We start from the raw sequence: 19,033 nt of genomic DNA, 5'->3' as shown, positions 1-19,033 counted from the left end.
TGGCCTGGCTTACTGGCGATTTGCCGTCCGGGCAGTACTCGCTTCCTCACGTAGGGTACGCTCGGATCGCTGTGTGCTGGCCGTCCAGCAACTGGCTGCGATACCAACGGCCTCTAATCGCAGAGAAGCGACATGCGCTAAAGCCAGGGAAGCGGCAGGCACTAAAGTCAGAGAAGCGGCTGGCACCGAAGCCAGGGAAGCGGGGGCAGGCAGCGGAGTAAAGCCTCCGCGTCATGGATGACGCGGCGGAGCCTCCAGGGATGGATTCACGGCGTCTTTACGTAGCTGCCTGCCCCCGCTGAGCGAAACCTGAGCATCTAATTCTCTGCCGCTGAGCGGAGCCTGAGCATCTGATTCTCTGCCGCTCCAGCTCTTTCTAAGCCATACGTCGTGCGGAAGCCAACAGCGCTCCTACGGCAACAAACAGCCCGCCAAACACCCGATTTAACAGCTTCATCTGATGCGGCCCTTTAATCCAGACGCCAATACGCCGCGCCAGCGTGGCATAACCGATCATCACCACCACATCCACCACAATAGTTGTCACGCCTAAAACCAAATACTGCGCCGCCTGCGGTTGATGCGGAATAATAAACGGCGGAAACAGCGCCGCGAGAAAAACAATACTCTTGGGATTCGTCAGATTCACTAACACTGCACGCTGAAACAGACGGCGGCGCGGCATCGCCTCAGCAACCGCATCCAAATCGATCGCTCCTGCGGCCCGCCACTGCTGAATGCCCAGCCAAACCAAATAAGCGGCACCCGCCCATTTCAAAACCTCAAATGCCAACAGCGAGCGGGAAAACAGCGCGCCCAGCCCAATCCCCACTAACACGATATGCATGCCCAGCCCAACCTGCAAACCGGCAATAGATGCCGCCGCGCCGCGATAGCCGTGACTAATGCTGGTACTCATGGTATTTATCGCCCCCGAACCGGGCGACAGGCTAAGAATGACCGTGGTTAACAGATAAGTCATCCACCATTCAATAGTCATGGTAACGCTCCCTGATTGCGCAGAATTGTGCCACAATACGCCATTGCCAGCGGCTGCGCTACGGCGGCGGCATGCCGAAAGCTGTAAGGGAGTCGAGCTATGACCAGTCATAAAAAACACTGGCCAACACGCGAGCAGGCGTTTGCTGCTTTTGCCACCGGGCCGCTGCTTGATTTCTGGCGTCAGCGGCAGGAGTGCGAATTTACTGGCGTAGAAAACGTACCGATTCGCTATGTGCGTTTCACATCGCCGCAACACGATAAAGTCATACTGATCGTGCCGGGACGCATTGAAAGCTACGTCAAATATCCAGAGCTGGCTTACGATCTCTGGCATTGCGGCTATGATGTCATCATCGTCGATCATCGTGGACAAGGTCGCTCCGGGCGGCTGCTAAAAGATGCGCATCGTGGCCATGTTGTGCACTTTGATCACTATGTCGATGATTTAGAAACGCTCTACCTGAAAGAATTGATCGCCGGACACTATCAACATCGCTATGCGCTGGCGCATTCGATGGGTGGTGCCATCCTGACGCTATTGCTGGCGCGGAATCCCGCCGCATTTAACGCTGCGGTACTGGCTTCACCGATGTTCGGCATCTATTTACCCATGCCCGCCTGGATGGCGCATCGAATCCTTGAATGGGCGGAAAAACGTCCGGCGATGCGCGATGGGTATGCTTTGGGAACCGGCAAATGGCGGGTGCGCCCGTTCAGCCTGAATCTGTTAACGCACAGCCGTGAACGTTACAGGCGCAGCCTGCGTTTCTATGCAGATGACCCCGCGATTCGGGTTGGCGGACCAACCTACCATTGGGTGCGCGAAGGCATACAGGCCGGACAAAACATCCTGAACAAGGCGGCGACCATCAGCACACCGCTGCTGCTGCTGCAGGCCGGCGATGATAAAGTCGTGGATAATCGCTCACAAGACCTTTTCTGTGCGGCAATGCAGGCCGCTGGCCATCCCTGCGAGGGCGGCAAACCCTATGTTATTGAAGGCGCGCGTCATGAGATCCTGTTTGAAAAAGACAATATGCGCGCCGAAGCTTTACATGCCATCGTCGATTTCTTCGCACGGCATGAATAAATTGCACTACTCAGAACCTTATCACTCTCTTCGAAACCAGAGGTTTTCATGTACCACGTAGTTGCTTCCGATCTGGATGGCACCCTGCTTTCTCCCGATCATCGTTTAACGCCATATACCAAAGAAACGCTCCGCTTGCTCACTGCGCGTGGCGTACACTTTGTTTTCGCCACCGGTCGTCATCATGTCGATGTGTCACAAATGCGTGATAACCTGGAAATCGAAGCGTATATGATCACCTCCAATGGCGCGCGCGTGCACAACACCGCTGGCGAGCTGATTTTCAGCCATAATCTCGATGAAGATATCGCTCGCGAACTCTATGCGATCAAATATGACGATGCCGACATCCTGACCAACGTCTACCGCAACGATGAGTGGTTTCTTAACCGTCATCGCCCGGAAGAAGAGCGCTACTTCCGTGAATCGGTCTTTACCTACCAGGTTTATGAGCCAGGCGTGCTGCCCACTGACGGCATCAGCAAAGTCTTTTTTATCTGCGATGATGCTGAAAAACTGGTACCGCTGGAAGAGGCGATTTTGGCACGCTGGGGCGATCGGGTTAACGTCAGCTTCTCTTTCCCAACCTGCCTGGAAGTGATGGCGGGCGGCGTTTCAAAAGGCCATGCGCTGGAAGAAGTCTCAAAACTACTGGGTTACTCGCTGGCATCCTCTATCGCCTTCGGCGACGGCATGAATGATAAAGAGATGCTGATCATGGCCGGAAAAGGCTACATCATGCGCAACGCGCATCAGCGTCTGAAAGATCTTTTGCCGGAAATGGAAGTGATTGGCTCTAATGCGGAAGATGCAGTGCCGCGTAAACTGCGCGAGCTGTTTCTGGGCTGATTGAAAAAATTAACAATAGTGCAGCCAGGGTGCTTCATCAACGCCCTGGCTTTTTTATTAACGTCCTAAAAAGCGTACGGCCTTATCCGGAAAATCGGTAAACACCCCGTCAACCTGCGCTTTGTTATACAGCGCATCAAACAGCTGATTAACATCCGTTGCGTAAGGCGGCAGCCGATCGGCACGTACCGTATAAGGATGAATGTGCAAATCACTGGCGTGCGCCTCCTGCGCTAAAGAGGTCAGACGAATATCCCCTGGCTTTGAATCGGCGCTGAACAGTTGATGATAATCGGGGCCAATGCCATCAACATACTTCGCCAGCTCCTGCATCGCGCCCGGCTTAAACATCCAGTCGTAGCTGTAATTGACCCATTTCCCCTGTTTTAACTCTTCTGTTTCATGCGAGTCCGTTTCGGTAATCAGCTGAACCAGCCGGAGATCCATGCCCAGCTTCGGTTCCAGCTGATTTTTAATGCGCTTTAACTCATTAAAATCGAAACACTGTAGCCAGACATTATCCTGCTTAGTGCGGTAGCCATACTGCTTCAATACCTGCAAAACGCGGGTGGCGATATCCTTGCCTTCCTGATGATGAAACCACGGGGCTTTGATCTCGGTGTAGATACCGATATTTTTGCCGGTCGAGTGGTTCAGTCCCTGAATAAATTCGATTTCCTCTTCAAAAGTATGAATATGGAAAGTGGATTTTCCGCCCGGGAAACGGCCCGGCCAGGTTTGCACCTTTTTGCCATCTTTAAACGTAAAACCTTCGGTAAAGCGCAGGCTGCGGATCTCCGCCAGCGTAAAATCAATGGCATAGTAGCGGCCATCCTTGCGCGCGCGCTGAGGGAAACGATCCGCGACATCGGTAACGCGATCGAGATAGTGATCGTGCAGCACCACCAGACGATCGTCTTTGGTCATGACAAGATCCTGCTCCAGAAAATCCGCGCCCTGCGCATAGGCCATTGCCTTGGCGGGCAGCGTATGTTCCGGAAGATAGCCGCTGGCACCACGATGGGCGATCACCAGCTTGTCATCAACTTGCGCACTCGTGCCGCAGGCGATCGTAAGTAACAGCGCCGCCAGTAGCGGATTTATCTTCATTGTCTCTCCTCCTGCCGCAGTTGTTGTTTGTGTTTGTTTTCACTCAACATGGTGAGCAGCAGCAGAATGACCGCCAGCACGCAACCGCCGATCATAATCAGAAAACCGCCGTCCCAGCCAAAGTAGTCAACGGTATAGCCAACAATAGCGCTGGCCGCGACTGAGCCGCCGAGATAACCAAACAGGCCAGTAAAGCCTGCGGCGGTTCCTGCGGCTTTCTTGGGTGCCAGCTCCAGCGCGTGCAGCCCGATTAACATCACCGGACCATAAATCAGAAAGCCAATAACGATCATACAGACCATATCAATACCGGGATTACCGACCGGATTAAGCCAGTAAATCACCGTGGCAATGGTCACCAGCGTCATAAAGAATACGCCGGTTGCGCCACGGTTGCCTTTAAATACCTTATCTGACATCCAGCCGCACAGCAGCGTGCCGGGAATCCCCGCATATTCATACAGGAAGTAGGTCCATGACGATTTATCCAGGGTGAAATGCTTTACCTCTTTCAGATAGGTCGGCGACCAGTCGAGAATGCCGTAGCGCAGCAGATAAACAAAAACGTTCGCCAGCGCGATGTACCACAGCAGTTTATTGGGCAGGATGTACTGCATAAATATCTGTTTGGCGGTTAATTCCTGTTCGTGCTGTTCGTTATAGTCAGGCGGATAATCGTTTTTGTACTCTTCAATCGGCGGCAGCCCGCATGACTGCGGCGTGTCGCGCATCAGAGCAAATGCGATCAGCGCCACGATAATGGCAGCAAAGGCTGGCATATAGAGCGCTGCTTTCCAGTCGTTAAACCATGCCATACCCAGCAGGAACAGAAGGGGAGGAAGACCGCCGCCAACGTTATGCGCACAGTTCCAGACGGAAACAATGCCGCCGCGCTCTTTTTGCGACCACCAGTGCACCATTGTACGTCCGCACGGCGGCCAGCCCATTCCCTGGAACCAGCCGCAGAGAAACAGCAGCCCAAACATCACCAGAATGCTGGAGGTCGCCCAGGGAACGAATCCCATGAACAGCATCACCAGCGAAGCTAAAATCAGCCCAGCGGGCAGGAAAAAGCGTGGATTAGAGCGATCGGAAACCGAGCCCATAATAAATTTTGAAAAGCCATAGGCGATAGAAATACCGGACAGCGCAAAGCCGAGATCGCCGCGTGAAAACCCCTGTTCCACCAGATAAGGCATCGCCAGCGCAAAGTTTTTGCGAACCAGATAGTAAGCGGCATAACCAAAAAAGATGCCGATAAAAATCTGCCAGCGCAAACGACGATAAAGCGGATCGGTACGATCCGTAGCAACACGTGATTGATGAGGTGCTGGCTTAAAAATGCTAAGCATAAACGGTCTCCAGAGACGCAAAATGGTTTTAAACACTCACTAAATGAGCGAAAAAAGGTTTTTGAATGAAAGATGTTCCATTTCGCGCAAAGAATAGGGGCTGCAAAGCAAGGGGTCTGTGAGGCAGAGCGCAAATGTTACAGTTTTATGACAAGGTGGTGTATAGCTCGTCACAAAAACCCGCTTTATGCGCCGTCTGGCTCAGGTTAAAAACGCTTTCTTTAACCGAACCACAGGCTTTCGCTTTCGCGCATCGCCAGGTAATAACGGCATGAGTGATGGAAAAACATACAGATGTAAACCAGATATCCGCTAACGCACATGCGCATTCCGTTACAATAGCGTTCTGTTTAACTAATGGATGCGTAATGTGGCGTTACTCATAATCACCACTATTCTGTGGGCATTTTCCTTTAGCCTGATTGGCGTTTACCTGGCGGGGCAAGTGGACAGCGTCTTTGCCGTTCTGGTGCGTCTGATGCTGGCGGCGCTGGTGTTTTTGCCTTTCCTGCGCTGGCGTGGTTACCGCGCCTCTACGCTGCTGCTCTATATGCTGGTGGGCATGATGCAGCTGGGCGTCATGTATTTACTGAGCTTTGAAGCTTACCTCTATCTGACCGTACCGGAGTTTTTGCTTTTCACCGTGATGACACCGCTCTATATCACGTTGATTTACGATCTGCTCAGTGGGCGCGGCGTGCGCATGGGCTATCTGTTTAGCGCGCTGCTAGCGGTGCTGGGCGCGGCGATTATTCGTTATGATCAGCTCAGCGATCATTTCTGGACAGGATTAATTCTGGTGCAGCTGGCAAATATCTGCTTTGCCATCGGCATGGTGGGCTACAAGCGTCTGCAGGAAACGCGCCCGATGCCGCAGCATACCGCTTTTTCCTGGTTCTATATGGGCGCAGTACTGATAGCGATTATCGCGTGGTTTCTTTGGGGTAATCCGCAAAAACTGCCCACCACCCAGCTGCAATGGGGCATTCTGATTTGGCTGGGCATCGCAGCGTCGGGGCTGGGTTATTTTATGTGGAACTATGGCGCAACGCAGGTCGATGCCGGAACGCTGGGCATTATGAACAACATGCATGTTCCTGCGGGACTGTTGGTTAACCTGGCTATCTGGCAGGAGCAACCGGACTGGCCGCCATTTATTGTCGGCGGCGGGCTTATTGTCGCCTCTTTATGGATCCACCGGCGCTGGGTACGTTAAGCAAAAAAATACCGGCGTGAACATAACGCCGGTATTAACTGTTTTATTCGCCGATCACGCCGATCTTAATTTTTTCAAGGAGACCGCTAAGGGTATCCTCAATAGCTTTACCCAGGCGGCCGCCAAAATCCTGACCCGTTTGCTTTGCCGCTTCTGCGTCATAGCCCACGTCAAACAGCTTGTTCAGCACGTTAACGGTATGCAAAAAGAAATTGCCGTAAGCACTGGATAATGTGTCCTGTACCCGGCCTGCGCCGCTGACTGCCTGAACTTCTGTCATTGATAAAACTTTCATCATGAATCCCTCTTGGTTGCTATTTCCGTATAGGGAAAATGCCTTTCCCCGAGAAGAATTATGCGTTTTAGGGCTCTATCGTCAATTAACTACGCGTCAGCTTTTAGTTGATCAATCAACCTAAAATAAGGTTACTTTTATGCCAGATAGCTGAATTTATCTGCGTGACATGAAAATTTATCCTGTGGGCAATGCATTGCGCGACGCGTCCCTGACAAAAGGCAAATGCTGACAGGCGTGCTGACGAGCAGAGCGAATAAAGCCATCAATCACCGGTTGCCGCTGCTCACCATCCCGGACGGCGGCGTAAAGACGGCTCCATAAACCTGTGCCCAGCGTTTTAGTGGTAATCAGGCCCTGACGCTCAAAATTTTCCACTACCCAGTGCGGCAGAGCGGCAATACCCATATGCGCCGCGACCATTTGCACCAGCAGCAGCGTGTTATCAACGCTTTTCAGCGCCGGGCTAACGCCAGCAGGCTGTAAAAAATGCCGCCAGATATCCAGCCGCTGACGCTGTACCGGATAAATCATCAAAACCTCATGCGCCAAATCTTCCGGCGTGATGGTAGTTGCCTTTGCCAGCGGATGATCCGGCGCCAGCACCAGACGCACCTCGAAATCAAACATTGGCGAATAGTGCAGTCCGCTACGCGGCAGGATATCTGACGTCAGTACGACATCCAGTTCACCCTGCTGCAGGGCAGGCTGCGGGTCGAAGGTGACGCCGGATTTAAAGTCCATCATCACCTGCGGCCAGCTTTGACGAAATGTATCCAGCGCCGGCGTCAGCCACTGAATACAGCTGTGACATTCAATAGCGATACGCAACGTGGCCTGGTGCGGCTCATGACAGGCCTGCAGCGCCTGCTGAATCTGCGGAAGCACCTGTTCCGCCAGCTGTAACAGAATTTCCCCCTGCGGCGTAAAGCGCAGCGGCTGACTTTTTCGCACAAACAGGCGGAAACCGAGGCGTTGCTCCAGATCGCTGAATTGGTGAGATAACGCCGACTGAGTCTGATGAAGCTGCGCTGCCGCTGCGGCCAGAGAGCCGGTATTTCTGAGAGCCTGCAGCGTTCGCAGGTGCCTGATTTCGATCATGAGAGTCCTTCACATCGACAATGAACAATTTGCGCTTGAGGAATATACAGTACCTGCAGATTATAGCGGTGTAAACATCTGGACGGCTAAACATCCCGATCGGCCCGTCATTTTACGTTCGGGCAGGGTTTTGCAACCCGAGAAACGGCACCGCGCCCCGGCTGTTGCGCTGGTCGTACGTAAACTGACTGTGCCGATACCGCTACATCATTAAGCTTTAATGGAGAAACAGTATGACTATTTTAAACCACACGCTCGGCTTTCCTCGTGTCGGCCTGCGCCGTGAACTGAAAAAAGCGCAGGAAAGCTACTGGGCCGGCAACAGCAGCCAACAGGATTTGCTGGAAGTGGGGCGTGAGCTACGTGCTCGCCACTGGCAGCAGCAAAAAGAAGCGGGTGTGGATCTGGTGCCGGTAGGCGACTTCGCCTGGTACGATCATGTACTGACCACCAGCCTGCTGCTGGGCAATGTACCGGCGCGTCATCAGAATAGTGACGGTTCAGTAGATCTGGATACGCTGTTCCGTATTGGTCGTGGTCGTGCGCCAACCGGCGAACCCGCTGCTGCCGCTGAAATGACCAAATGGTTTAATACCAACTATCACTATATGGTGCCGGAGTTCAGCAAAGGGCAGCAGTTCCGCCTGAGCTGGACGCAGCTGCTGGATGAAGTGGACGAAGCGCTGGCGCTGGGCCATAAAGTCAAGCCGGTTTTGCTGGGCCCGGTAACTTATCTGTGGTTAGGTAAAGTAAAAGGTGAACAGTTCGATCGCCTGACGCTGCTGAAGGATATTCTGCCGGTTTATCAGCAGGTGCTGGCTGAGCTGGCGAAACGCGATATTGAATGGGTGCAGATCGATGAGCCAGCGCTGGTGCTGGAGCTGCCGCAGGCGTGGCTGGAAGCGTTCAAACCAGCCTACGCAGCGCTACAGGGCCACAGCAAGCTCCTGCTTACCACCTATTTCGATAGCATCGGGCAGAATATTAATACTATCCGCGAACTGCCGGTGCAGGGACTGCATGTGGATCTGGTGCATGGCAAAGATGATATTACCAGCCTGAACCAGCAAATCCCCGCCTCCTGGCTACTGTCACTGGGCGTGATCAATGGACGTAACGTCTGGCGCGCCGATCTCAGCGCCTGGTTTGAGCGTCTGCAGCCGCTGGTAAGCCAGCGTCAACAGCTGTGGCTCGGTTCTTCCTGCTCACTGCTGCACAGTCCAATCGATCTGAATAGCGAAACCCGCCTGGATGACGAAGTGAAAAGCTGGTTCTCCTTTGCGCTACAGAAGTGCGGTGAGCTGGCGCTGCTGAGTCAGGCGCTGAACAACAAGGATGCAGCTTCGCTGGAAGCCTGGAGTGCCCCGATCCGTGCGCGCCGTAGCTCTGCACGCGTTCATAACGCGGCGGTCGCTCAGCGTCTGGCAGCGATTAACGCACAGGACAGCGAACGTCAAAGCAGCTATGCCGAACGCGCGAAAGCACAGCGTCAGCGTTTTCAGTTGCCGGCATGGCCAACCACCACTATCGGCTCTTTCCCGCAGACCACGGAAATCCGCGGGCTTCGCCTTGATTTCAAGCAGGGACGTCTCGACGGTAACCGTTACCGTACCGGCATCGCTGAACACATCAAACAGGCTATCGCTGAGCAGGAGCGCCTGGGACTGGATGTGCTGGTTCATGGCGAAGCTGAGCGTAACGACATGGTGGAATATTTTGGCGAACACCTGGACGGCTTTGTGTTTACGCAAAATGGCTGGGTACAAAGCTATGGTTCCCGCTGCGTGAAGCCGCCGGTGATTATCGGTGATGTCAGCCGCCCGGAACCGATTACCGTTGAGTGGGCGAAATATGCCCAGTCGCTGACCAGCAAGCCGGTAAAAGGCATGCTGACCGGTCCGGTAACTATCCTTTGCTGGTCTTTCCCGCGTGAAGATGTGTCGCGTGAAACCATTGCCAAACAGATTGCGCTGGCGCTGCGTGATGAAGTAGAGGACCTGGAAAAAGCGGGTATCGGTATTATCCAGATTGACGAACCGGCATTACGTGAAGGTCTGCCGCTACGCAAATCAGACTGGGCCGCTTACCTGAACTGGGCGGTGGATGCCTTCCGTCTTAACGCCGCCGTTGCCCGGGATGATACGCAGATTCATACCCATATGTGTTACTGCGAGTTTAACGACATCATGGATTCCATCGCCGCGCTGGATGCCGATGTGATTACCATCGAAACATCGCGTTCCGATATGGAATTGCTGGAATCCTTTGAGGAATTTGAGTATCCGAATGAAATCGGCCCGGGCGTATATGACATTCACTCGCCGAACGTGCCTGACGTTGAATGGATGGAGGCGCTGCTGCGTAAAGCGGCGAAGCGTATTCCGGTAGAGCGTCTGTGGGTGAACCCGGACTGCGGCCTGAAAACGCGTGGCTGGACTGAAACCCGCCTGGCGCTGGCCAATATGGTGCAGGCAGCACAGAACCTGCGCGCAGAAAACCGCTGATTTATGCGTTAAGGTTGTGATAACTAAGAGGGGCGCCAGGCGCCCCTTGTTTATTTGCTGGCGGGCTTCACGCCATACTGATGAAACCAGGCCAGCATTCGTTGCCAGCCATCTTTGGCTGATTCTGCATGATAGCTCGGCCGGTAGTCCGCGTTAAACGCATGTCCCGCTTCCGGATAGACGATGATTTCCGCCGTCGCGTTAGCCGCATGCAGCGCCTGACGCATTGAGTCCACGCTTTCCAGCGGGATCCCTTCATCTTTCGCACCGTACAAGCCCAGCACGGGCGCATTCAGGTCAACGGCTATATCAATCGGATGCTTCGGCTGTTTCATGCTTTTTTCGCCAACCAGACGGCCATACCATGCGACGCCCGCTTTCAGCTGCGGATTATGCGCTGCATAGAGCCAGACAATGCGACCGCCCCAGCAAAAGCCGGTAATCGCCATATTACGCATATCGCCGCCATGTTTCGCCGCCCAGTTAGCAACGTGATCGAGATCCGCCAGCACCTGAGCATCAGGAACCTTACTGACGACATTGTCCAGTAGCTGTTTAATATCGCTATATTCGCTGGGATCGCCCTGACGGAAATAGAGCTCTGGCGCCACCGCCAGATAACCTTCTGCCGCCAGACGCCGACAGATGTCGCGGATATGTTCGTGAACGCCAAATATTTCCTGTACCACCAGCACCACCGGCAGCGCGCCTTTAGCCTCTTTGGGGCGCGCAAACCAGGCAGGCATATTTTCGCCCTGGGTATTAATGGTGGTTTCGGCGCCAAGAATGGCGTCGTCATGCGTGATAATGGTTGTTGCGGCCGTAGGGGAGGCCGCCGGGGCGAATCCGCTATCGCCTTCTTTCTTGCCCAGGTTGTTTTCGCTGTTCATTATTATCTCCGTGCTGCTATTAGCGCATCCGGTAACTATAGCCAAAATCAGCCAAAGGCTCCGGCCTGCATGTCCGCCTTCTCTTTAACATCCTGTTGAATAAATACACACAGCAACTTGTAGCAAACCCGTAAAGCGGAATGGTTTAATGTGATACTAATCACGTTATTTCTGAAGATAAATGTAACTTTCATTTTCTGAAGTGATTGAATTCACATATTTTTGGCGGCACTTGCCGTAGAGTAGCACCATTAAGTGAATTTTCTCAGGAGGGGCTATGGCTCAGTCAGATGTGTTTCATTTAGGTCTTACCAAAGCGGATCTGCAGGGCGCGACGCTGGCGATTGTGCCGGGCGATCCTGAACGCGTGAAAAAAATTGCGGCGCTGATGGATAATCCTCAGCCTCTGGCCTCGCATCGTGAATTCACCAGCTGGCGTGCAGAGCTGGATGGTAAAGCGGTAATTGTTTGCTCTACCGGTATCGGTGGTCCTTCCACTTCGATCGCTGTGGAAGAGCTGGCGCAGCTGGGTATCCGTACCTTCCTGCGCGTGGGCACCACCGGGGCTATCCAGCCTGACATCAATGTCGGCGATGTGCTGGTGACCACTGCGGCGGTACGCCTGGACGGCGCAAGCTTGCACTTCGCTCCAATGGAGTTTCCGGCCGTTGCCGATTTCGCCTGCACCACCGCGCTGGTTGAAGCCGCGAAAGCCGCAGGCAGTACGCCGCATATCGGGGTTACCGCCTCTTCTGATACGTTCTACCCGGGCCAGGAGCGCTACGATACCTTCTCTGGCCGGGTAGTGAATCGCTTTCAGGGTTCAATGAAAGAGTGGCAGCAGATGGGCGTGCTGAACTATGAGATGGAATCCGCCACACTGTTAACCATGTGTGCCAGCCAGGGTCTGCGTGCCGGGATGGTAGCAGGGGTGATCGTTAACCGTACGCAGAAAGAGATCCCTGATGCGGCGACCATGAAGCAGACCGAAAGCAATGCGGTGGCGATTGTGGTTGATGCCGCGCGCCGTCTGCTGGCGTAATTTCTTCGCGCCAGACGATATTTTTCGGAATGACTCTCTGACGCAGCGAGGCTGTCGGGGTTTTCAGGGCTGGCTTATGCCAGCCCATTTATTTGTGTGGACATTCATACAGTGCGCCTCTACCTTTGCTCTGTTTGTAGCGGGAAGGAGAGGACGCGGTGGATAACCAGCTTATCGTTGGAATCGGTTTGGCGCTGGCTGGCGCAGTGGCGGGCTGGCTGTTTGCCTGTTTCCGGCTGGCCGGGCAGCTGGCCGCACAGGAAACGGAGCGCCGTTTGCTGGAACAGGCGCTAGCCCAGGCGCAGCAGCAGGAAGCGCGTCAGCAGCAGCTGCATCAGGCAGAACAGCAGCAACAGCAACTGCGTGAAAAAGAGCTGCTTCAGCTGCATGGTGCGCTGACCGCCGCACAGGAAAAGTTACAGCACTTCGACTACTGGCGTAATGAGTGTGAACAGCTCAGCCGTGAACTGCGTAATCAGCTGGAAGTGAACAGCGCGCAGGAGGCGGAACTGCGTGAAGTGACGATCCGTCTTGAAGAAACCCGCCTTGCCGCTGAAGAAAAACAGCGACTGCTTACCAACAGCGAACAGCGCCTTAGCGCACAATTTGAAAATCTCGCTAACCGTATTTTTGAACAGAGCGGCCGTCGCGTTGATGAGCAGAACCGCCAAAGCCTGAATGGGTTAATTGCGCCGCTGCGTGAGCAACTGGACGGCTTTCGCCGCCAGGTACAGGAAAGCTTTGGCCAGGAAGCGCGTGAGCGGCACACGCTGGCGCATGAAATTCGTAATCTACAACAGCTGAATGCACAGATGGCGCAGGAGGCGATCAACCTCACCAAAGCGCTGAAAGGCGACAATAAAACCCAGGGCAACTGGGGCGAAGTCGTGCTGAGCCGCGTGCTGGAAGCCTCTGGCCTGCGGGACGGGCACGAATATGAAACGCAGGTGAATATTCAGGTTGATGCGCAAAGCCGTATGCAGCCAGATGTGATTGTGCGTCTGCCGCAGGGCAAAGATGTTGTCATTGATGCGAAAATGACGCTGGTTGCCTATGAGCGTTACTTTAACGCCGATGACGAGGTAACGCGTGAGCAGGCAATAAGCGAGCATATCACCGCGATTCGTGGCCATATCCGTTTGCTCAGCCGTAAAGATTATCAACAATTGCCCGGTTTACGGTCGCTGGATTATGTGTTGATGTTTATTCCGATCGAGCCGGCCTTTTTGCTGGCGATCGATCGTCAGCCAGAGCTGATTAGCGAAGCGCTAAAGCACAATATTATGCTGGTCAGCCCAACCACGCTGCTGGTGGCGTTGCGTACCATCAATAATCTCTGGCGCTATGAGCATCAAAGCCGTAATGCGCAGCGCATCGCCGATCGCGCCGCGCGGCTGTACGACAAAATGCGGCTGTTTGTGGATGATATGACCAGCATGGGGCAGCATCTCGACAGAGCGCAGGAGAGCTATAATCAGGCGATGAAAAAGCTTTCCGAAGGGCGCGGCAACCTGATTGCTCAAAGTGAAAGTTTTCGTCATTTGGGCGTGGAAATAAAGCGCAGTATTAACCCACGGCTGGTGGAACAGGCGATGCCGGAAGCCGGAGTCGTTGACAACGATGAGTCAGAAAACGACAGGACGGAAAGCGCGCCGGAACAGGGCGCTGTGGCGTGGCACGACAGCATTCGGCGACGATGAATAACGCCGGGCTAACGTGCCTGACTACGGGTACTCTGTTACACTGCAAAGATATTTGATTGTGGAGCAGGTGAAGCAGATGGCAGATGAATCCAGGGACACGACACATTTCGGTTTTCGTACCGTAGCAAAAGACGAAAAAGCGGACATGGTAGCGGGCGTATTTCACTCCGTTGCCGCCAAATATGATCTGATGAACGATTTGATGTCGATGGGTATCCATCGTATCTGGAAGCGATTCACCATTGATTGCAGCGGCGTGCGCCGTGGACAACGCGTGTTGGATCTGGCCGGCGGCACCGGCGATTTAACGGCGAAATTCTCTCGTCTGGTGGGCGATACGGGGCAGGTGGTGCTGGCGGACATTAACAGCTCAATGCTGAAAATGGGCCGTGAAAAGCTGCGCAATAACGGCATCATCGGCAACGTCAATTATGTACAGGCGAATGCCGAAGCGCTGCCTTTCCCGGATAACTATTTTGACTGCATCACCATCTCTTTTGGTCTGCGTAACGTAACGGAAAAAGAGAAGGCGCTGGCCTCAATGTTCCGCGTACTGAAGCCAGGCGGACGCCTGCTGGTTCTGGAATTTTCTAAACCGGTACTGGAACCTCTGAGCAAAGTGTACGACGCTTATTCATTCCATGTGTTGCCGCGTATCGGCGAGCTGGTGGCAAAAGATGCTGAAAGCTATCGTTATCTGGCTGAATCGATCCGTATGCATCCCGATCAGGAGACTCTTAAGTCGATGATGATGGACGCCGGTTTCGAAAACACTTCGTATCACAACCTGACGGGCGGAATTGTCGCTCTGCACCGTGGGTTCAAGTTTTAAGCAGGAAAGCGAATGACGTTAACCCCGCTGTTAACCGCCGGTCTGGAGACCGCACTGAATCGAATTCTTTATCGCGATCGCGGCCTGAAAGCGGCCCGGCAGCGTTTGAATGGCAAGGTTTTACAGCTCCGGTTACAGGAGCTGTCACAGCCGGTTACGCTGGTGTTCAGCGAGCATCAGGTGGACGTGCTGGGTGAATGGCAAGACCGCTGCGACTGTACAGTGACCACCCGCCTGTCGCTGCTGCCCAAACTGCGTGACCGTCAGCAGCTGACCGGCATGATCCGTAGCGGCGAGCTGGAGGTTGAGGGCGATCTTCAGGTGGTACAGCAGTTTTCGGCGCTGATTGATATGGCCGAGCTCGATCCGGCTGAATATCTGGCGCCCTGGACCGGCGATATTGTCGCTCAGGGCATCAGCAATGTCGCCCGACGCGGATGGCAGCTGCTGCGCGGCGATATTCAGCGTAAACAGCGCTACCTGACGGAAACCCTGACCGAAGAGTGGCGCGTCGCGCCTGGTCCGCTGGAGATGGCCTGGTACGGCGAAGAAGTTGACGCGCTGGAGCGTCAGGCCGGCCAGCTGGAACAACGTCTGCTACAGCTGGAGGCTAAATGACGCCCGGAGAACTACGACGCCTCTATTTCATTATCAAAGTCTTCCTGAGCTACGGCCTGGATGAATTGATCCCTCGTCTGCGCATTACCTTACCGATTCGCCTGTGGCGTCGCGGCATCTTTTGGCTGCCTAATCAGCATAAGGATCTGGAGCTGGGCGTGCGCCTGCGTATGGCGCTGGAAGAGTTAGGTCCGGTGTGGATTAAGTTTGGTCAGATGATGTCTACCCGCCGCGATCTCTTTCCACCGCTGATTGCCGATCAGCTGGCGATTTTACAGGATCGCGTTGCGCCTTTTGACGGTAAGCTGGCTAAAGCGCAGATTGAAAAATCGTTGGGCGGGCCGCTTGAGGCGTGGTTTGATGATTTTGATATTACGCCGCTGGCCTCCGCCTCTATTGCTCAGGTGCATACGGCGACGCTGAAGGAAAACGGCAAAGCGGTCGTCATTAAGGTGATTCGCCCTGATATTTTGCCAGTGATCAAGGCTGATATGCGCCTGATCTACCGCCTGGCCCGCTGGCTGCCGCGTCTGATGCCGGAAAGCCGTCGTCTGCGCCCGGTAGAAGTGGTAGCGGACTATGAAAAGACGCTGATTGATGAGCTGAATCTGCTGCGTGAAGCGGCAAACTCTATCCAGCTGCGACGCAACTTTGAAAACAGCAATATGCTCTACGTGCCGGAAGTCTATTCCGACTACTGCAGCGAAACGATGCTGGTGATGGAGCGCATTTACGGTATTCCCATCAACGATGTGGTCACGCTGGAGCAGCATGGCGTCAATATGCGGCTACTGGCTGAACGCGGCGTTCAGGTCTTTTTTACCCAGGTATTCCGTGACAGCTTTTTCCATGCGGATATGCATCCCGGCAATATTTTCGTTAGCTATGAACATCCGCACGATCCGCTCTACATCGGCATCGACTGCGGGATTGTCGGCTCCCTGAACAAAGCGGATAAGCGTTACCTGGCGGAAAACTTTATCGCCTTCTTTAACCGCGACTACCGTAAAGTTGCCGAGCTACACGTTGATTCCGGCTGGGTGCCTGCCAATACCAACGTTGAAGATTTCGAATTTGCGATTCGTACCGTTTGTGAGCCGATTTTTGAGAAACCGCTGGCGGAAATCTCTTTTGGACACGTATTGCTGAACCTGTTTAATACCGCGCGCCGCTTTAATATGGAAGTACAGCCGCAGCTGGTATTGCTGCAGAAAACTCTGCTCTATGTGGAAGGCGTGGGGCGTCAGCTTTACCCACAGCTTGATTTGTGGAAAACCGCCAAGCCGTTCCTGGAAGAGTGGATTAAAGACCAGGTGGGGATACCGGCGATTATTCGTTCGGTGAAAGAAAAAGCGCCCTACTGGGCCGAGCGTCTGCCGGAGTTGCCGGATCTCTTTTATGATAGCCTGCGTCAGCACAAGCGTTTGCAGTTTAGTGTCGATCGGCTGGCTAACGAGCTGAGCATACAGCGTGAACGGCAGCATCAGGCGCGTTATTTATTTGGCATCGGTGCCACGCTGCTGTTAAGCGGCACGGCATTATTGATTACTCGACCGGGTATGGAAGTGCTGCCAACTATTATGATGGTTGCCGGATTTCTTTCCTGGATTATTGGCTGGCGACGGTCAGCCTGATTGATTGTCAGAAAAAGTAAAATTTCCGTTTGTGGTCGGGACAACGGGCTTATGCATCGTCACCCGGCCATAAGCTGGGGTATACTGCTTTTCCATTCGTTTTAGACTTTTCAGCAGAGGCATACTCATGGGCGGTATCAGCATTTGGCAGTTAGTTATCATTGCCGTGATCGTGGTTCTTCTTTTCGGCACCAATAAATTACGTAACCTGGGCTCCGATTTAGGCTCATCGATCAAAGGCTTTAAAAAAGCCATGGGCGATGAAGATAAAGAGACGCCTAAACAGCAGGATGCTGAATTTGAGGCCCGGCCGCTAACCGATAAGCAGGCGACCACGGCAAACAAAGAAGAGGCAAAAAAAGATAAAGAGCAGGTATAACCGTGTTCGACATAGGTTTTAGCGAACTGGTTTTGGTGTTCGTCATTGGGCTGGTGGTGCTTGGCCCGCAGCGTTTGCCGGTTGCAGTAAAAACCGTGGTCGGCTGGATCCGCGCCATGCGTTCCCTGGCGGCTAACGTGCAAAATGAGCTGGCGCAGGAGCTAAAACTGCAGGAGCTGCAGGACAGTCTGAAAAAAGTAGAGCAGGCCAGCAAAAACACCCTTTCCCCGGAATTGCATGAGTCGATGGAAGAACTGCGTAAATCCGCAGATTCTATGCGACGCTCTTATTTGGGTGAAAATGAGCAGGCCGATGATGAAGCGCACACCATTCATAATCCGCTGATTACGCGTCCGCAGGATGAACATACCGGCGTCACCCCAGCTACGGCCGATCATCAGGCCAGCGCGCCAGAGCAAAAACCCATCGCCGGTAGCGCAGACGCGCTTTCGACACCGAAACCGGTTGTGGATGCGCCTTCCGCTGGCAACGCTGCGGCGTCAGCGCCCTCATCTCCTGCCGGACAGGCTACCGCTCCTTCTGCGGCACCTTCATCAGGTGTTTCACCAGAAACCTCTGCGGCTTCTTCCTCTCAACCAATAATGAATGATAAACATGGCCGTTGAAGATACCCAACCGCTGATCAGCCATCTGATTGAGCTACGCAAGCGGCTGCTTAACTGCATCATTGCCGTGCTGGTGATTTTTGTAGCGCTGGTTTATTTCTCTAATGATATTTACCAGTTGGTGGCAGAGCCGCTTATCAGGCAACTGCCAGCTGGTGCCAGCATGATAGCGACCGATGTCGCCTCGCCGTTTTTGACGCCAATTAAACTTACCATTATCGTATCTGTTTTCCTGGCGGTTCCGGTCCTTCTTTATCAGATTTGGGCATTTGTGGCTCCCGCGCTCTATCGTCATGAACGCCGTCTGGTGATGCCGTTGCTGTTCTCCAGTACCATGCTGTTTTATATCGGCGTGGCCTTTGCCTATTTCGTGGTATTCCCGATGGCGTTTGGCTTTTTTGCTAAAACCGCGCCGCAGGGGGTCACCATGGCGACCGATATCGCCAGCTATCTCGACTTCGTAATGACGCTGTTTATGGCCTTTGGCGTTGCTTTTGAAGTGCCGGTGGCGATTGTGCTGCTGTGCTGGACCGGTGTGACCACACCCGAAATGCTACGTCAGAAGCGTCCTTATATGCTGGTTGGGGCTTTTGTTGTTGGAATGTTGTTAACCCCACCCGATGTATTTTCCCAAACTTTGCTCGCTATTCCGATGTACTGCCTGTTTGAGGTTGGCGTATTCTGTTCGCGCTTCTATGTTGGCAAAGGGCGTCAGGCGCGTGAAGAAGAGCACGAAACCGAATCCTGACGCTCAGTGCAGGGCCCGCTACGGCGGGGAAAATTCATCGCT

At 53.8% G+C, this 19,033-nt stretch carries 18 protein-coding genes; 12 read left to right on the top strand and 6 right to left on the bottom strand.

Annotation, left to right across the window (positions count from 1 at the left end):
• Positions 1-376: 376 nt before the first annotated feature.
• Positions 377-1,000: a homoserine/homoserine lactone efflux protein gene (rhtB, locus tag ACQE3Y_RS19405; RefSeq protein WP_426982316.1), complete on the bottom strand. Its 624-nt coding sequence runs from the start codon at positions 998-1,000 to the stop codon at positions 377-379.
• A 99-nt stretch (positions 1,001-1,099) separates the two neighbouring features.
• On the opposite strand from rhtB, the gene pldB reads away from it, so the two are divergent.
• The gene (pldB, locus tag ACQE3Y_RS19400; RefSeq protein ID WP_426975106.1) at positions 1,100-2,092 is read left to right on the top strand and encodes a lysophospholipase L2; all 993 of its coding nucleotides are present in this window, start codon (positions 1,100-1,102) and stop codon (positions 2,090-2,092) included.
• 48 nt (positions 2,093-2,140) lie between these two features.
• On the top strand, positions 2,141-2,941 hold the full coding sequence (gene yigL, locus ACQE3Y_RS19395; protein WP_426975107.1) for a sugar/pyridoxal phosphate phosphatase YigL: 801 nt from the start codon (positions 2,141-2,143) through the stop codon (positions 2,939-2,941).
• A 57-nt stretch (positions 2,942-2,998) separates the two neighbouring features.
• Here yigL and glpQ read toward each other — a convergent pair whose 3' ends face one another.
• Positions 2,999-4,051 carry a glycerophosphodiester phosphodiesterase gene (gene glpQ / locus ACQE3Y_RS19390; RefSeq protein ID WP_426975108.1) on the bottom strand — a complete coding sequence of 351 codons (1,053 nt, stop codon included), beginning with the start codon at positions 4,049-4,051 and terminating at the stop codon, positions 2,999-3,001.
• Positions 4,048-5,403 (bottom strand): glycerol-3-phosphate transporter, encoded by a 1,356-nt coding sequence (glpT, locus tag ACQE3Y_RS19385; RefSeq protein ID WP_426975109.1) that lies wholly within the window; start codon positions 5,401-5,403, stop codon positions 4,048-4,050. The genes glpQ and glpT overlap by 4 nt, the downstream gene beginning before the upstream one ends.
• Before the next feature lie 370 nt (positions 5,404-5,773).
• Between glpT and ACQE3Y_RS19380 the strand changes: the two genes are divergently transcribed.
• Positions 5,774-6,619 (top strand): carboxylate/amino acid/amine transporter, encoded by an 846-nt coding sequence (locus ACQE3Y_RS19380; RefSeq protein WP_250651121.1) that lies wholly within the window; start codon positions 5,774-5,776, stop codon positions 6,617-6,619.
• A gap of 43 nt (positions 6,620-6,662) precedes the next feature.
• Here ACQE3Y_RS19380 and ACQE3Y_RS19375 read toward each other — a convergent pair whose 3' ends face one another.
• Entirely contained in the window at positions 6,663-6,917 is a 255-nt protein-coding gene (locus ACQE3Y_RS19375) for a hypothetical protein (protein WP_426975110.1), read from the bottom strand.
• Positions 6,918-7,091: 174 nt separating this feature from the next.
• On the bottom strand, positions 7,092-8,015 hold the full coding sequence (gene metR / locus ACQE3Y_RS19370; RefSeq protein ID WP_426975111.1) for an HTH-type transcriptional regulator MetR: 924 nt from the start codon (positions 8,013-8,015) through the stop codon (positions 7,092-7,094).
• 233 nt (positions 8,016-8,248) lie between these two features.
• Between metR and metE the strand changes: the two genes are divergently transcribed.
• A complete protein-coding gene (gene metE, locus ACQE3Y_RS19365; RefSeq protein ID WP_426975112.1) occupies positions 8,249-10,519 on the top strand; it encodes a 5-methyltetrahydropteroyltriglutamate--homocysteine S-methyltransferase in 2,271 nt (756 codons plus the stop codon).
• A gap of 50 nt (positions 10,520-10,569) precedes the next feature.
• On the opposite strand, the gene ACQE3Y_RS19360 is transcribed toward metE, so the two are convergent.
• Positions 10,570-11,409 (bottom strand): dienelactone hydrolase family protein, encoded by an 840-nt coding sequence (locus ACQE3Y_RS19360; RefSeq protein WP_426975113.1) that lies wholly within the window; start codon positions 11,407-11,409, stop codon positions 10,570-10,572.
• Between the two features lie 277 nt (positions 11,410-11,686).
• Here ACQE3Y_RS19360 and udp point away from each other — a divergent pair, with 277 nt between their 5' ends.
• The 8 genes from udp to tatC all read left to right on the top strand — a co-directional run bounded on the left by udp (position 11,687) and on the right by tatC (position 18,991).
• The gene (gene udp / locus ACQE3Y_RS19355; RefSeq protein WP_426975114.1) at positions 11,687-12,451 is read left to right on the top strand and encodes a uridine phosphorylase; all 765 of its coding nucleotides are present in this window, start codon (positions 11,687-11,689) and stop codon (positions 12,449-12,451) included.
• 158 nt (positions 12,452-12,609) lie between these two features.
• Complete coding sequence (gene rmuC, locus ACQE3Y_RS19350; RefSeq protein ID WP_426975115.1) at positions 12,610-14,151, top strand: DNA recombination protein RmuC; 1,542 nt, start codon at positions 12,610-12,612, stop codon at positions 14,149-14,151.
• A gap of 79 nt (positions 14,152-14,230) precedes the next feature.
• Positions 14,231-14,986, top strand: coding sequence for a bifunctional demethylmenaquinone methyltransferase/2-methoxy-6-polyprenyl-1,4-benzoquinol methylase UbiE (ubiE, locus tag ACQE3Y_RS19345; RefSeq protein ID WP_085069507.1), 756 nt, complete (start codon positions 14,231-14,233; stop codon positions 14,984-14,986).
• Between the two features lie 12 nt (positions 14,987-14,998).
• Positions 14,999-15,604 (top strand): ubiquinone biosynthesis protein UbiJ, encoded by a 606-nt coding sequence (gene ubiJ / locus ACQE3Y_RS19340; protein ID WP_426975116.1) that lies wholly within the window; start codon positions 14,999-15,001, stop codon positions 15,602-15,604.
• Positions 15,601-17,238: a ubiquinone biosynthesis regulatory protein kinase UbiB gene (gene ubiB / locus ACQE3Y_RS19335; RefSeq protein ID WP_426982315.1), complete on the top strand. Its 1,638-nt coding sequence runs from the start codon at positions 15,601-15,603 to the stop codon at positions 17,236-17,238. The genes ubiJ and ubiB overlap by 4 nt, the downstream gene beginning before the upstream one ends.
• Before the next feature lie 127 nt (positions 17,239-17,365).
• Entirely contained in the window at positions 17,366-17,617 is a 252-nt protein-coding gene (gene tatA, locus ACQE3Y_RS19330) for a Sec-independent protein translocase subunit TatA (RefSeq protein ID WP_426975117.1), read from the top strand.
• Positions 17,618-17,619: 2 nt separating this feature from the next.
• Positions 17,620-18,243, top strand: coding sequence for a Sec-independent protein translocase protein TatB (gene tatB / locus ACQE3Y_RS19325; RefSeq protein WP_426975118.1), 624 nt, complete (start codon positions 17,620-17,622; stop codon positions 18,241-18,243).
• Positions 18,233-18,991 carry a Sec-independent protein translocase subunit TatC gene (tatC, locus tag ACQE3Y_RS19320; protein ID WP_426975119.1) on the top strand — a complete coding sequence of 253 codons (759 nt, stop codon included), beginning with the start codon at positions 18,233-18,235 and terminating at the stop codon, positions 18,989-18,991. Before tatB ends, tatC begins: the two co-directional genes overlap by 11 nt.
• Positions 18,992-19,033 lie beyond the last annotated feature (42 nt).

Source organism: Pantoea sp. FN0305 (genome assembly GCF_050113845.1).
GTDB lineage: Bacteria > Pseudomonadota > Gammaproteobacteria > Enterobacterales > Enterobacteriaceae > Mixta > Mixta alhagi.
This window is presented reverse-complemented; position numbering and strand designations above follow the sequence as displayed.

What these genes read in the sequence shown, in the direction of transcription:
- rhtB (WP_426982316.1), bottom strand. Translation starts at nt 1,000, where the DNA reads ATGACTATTGAATGGTGGATGACTTATCTGTTAACCACGGTCATTCTT.
- ubiE (WP_085069507.1), top strand. Translation starts at nt 14,231, where the DNA reads ATGGCAGATGAATCCAGGGACACGACACATTTCGGTTTTCGTACCGTA.
- udp (WP_426975114.1), top strand. Translation starts at nt 11,687, where the DNA reads ATGGCTCAGTCAGATGTGTTTCATTTAGGTCTTACCAAAGCGGATCTG.
- ACQE3Y_RS19375 (WP_426975110.1), bottom strand. Translation starts at nt 6,917, where the DNA reads ATGATGAAAGTTTTATCAATGACAGAAGTTCAGGCAGTCAGCGGCGCA.
- ubiJ (WP_426975116.1), top strand. Translation starts at nt 14,999, where the DNA reads ATGACGTTAACCCCGCTGTTAACCGCCGGTCTGGAGACCGCACTGAAT.
- tatA (WP_426975117.1), top strand. Translation starts at nt 17,366, where the DNA reads ATGGGCGGTATCAGCATTTGGCAGTTAGTTATCATTGCCGTGATCGTG.
- tatC (WP_426975119.1), top strand. Translation starts at nt 18,233, where the DNA reads ATGGCCGTTGAAGATACCCAACCGCTGATCAGCCATCTGATTGAGCTA.
- ACQE3Y_RS19360 (WP_426975113.1), bottom strand. Translation starts at nt 11,409, where the DNA reads ATGAACAGCGAAAACAACCTGGGCAAGAAAGAAGGCGATAGCGGATTC.
- ubiB (WP_426982315.1), top strand. Translation starts at nt 15,601, where the DNA reads ATGACGCCCGGAGAACTACGACGCCTCTATTTCATTATCAAAGTCTTC.
- metE (WP_426975112.1), top strand. Translation starts at nt 8,249, where the DNA reads ATGACTATTTTAAACCACACGCTCGGCTTTCCTCGTGTCGGCCTGCGC.
- glpQ (WP_426975108.1), bottom strand. Translation starts at nt 4,051, where the DNA reads ATGAAGATAAATCCGCTACTGGCGGCGCTGTTACTTACGATCGCCTGC.
- metR (WP_426975111.1), bottom strand. Translation starts at nt 8,015, where the DNA reads ATGATCGAAATCAGGCACCTGCGAACGCTGCAGGCTCTCAGAAATACC.
- yigL (WP_426975107.1), top strand. Translation starts at nt 2,141, where the DNA reads ATGTACCACGTAGTTGCTTCCGATCTGGATGGCACCCTGCTTTCTCCC.
- pldB (WP_426975106.1), top strand. Translation starts at nt 1,100, where the DNA reads ATGACCAGTCATAAAAAACACTGGCCAACACGCGAGCAGGCGTTTGCT.
- glpT (WP_426975109.1), bottom strand. Translation starts at nt 5,403, where the DNA reads ATGCTTAGCATTTTTAAGCCAGCACCTCATCAATCACGTGTTGCTACG.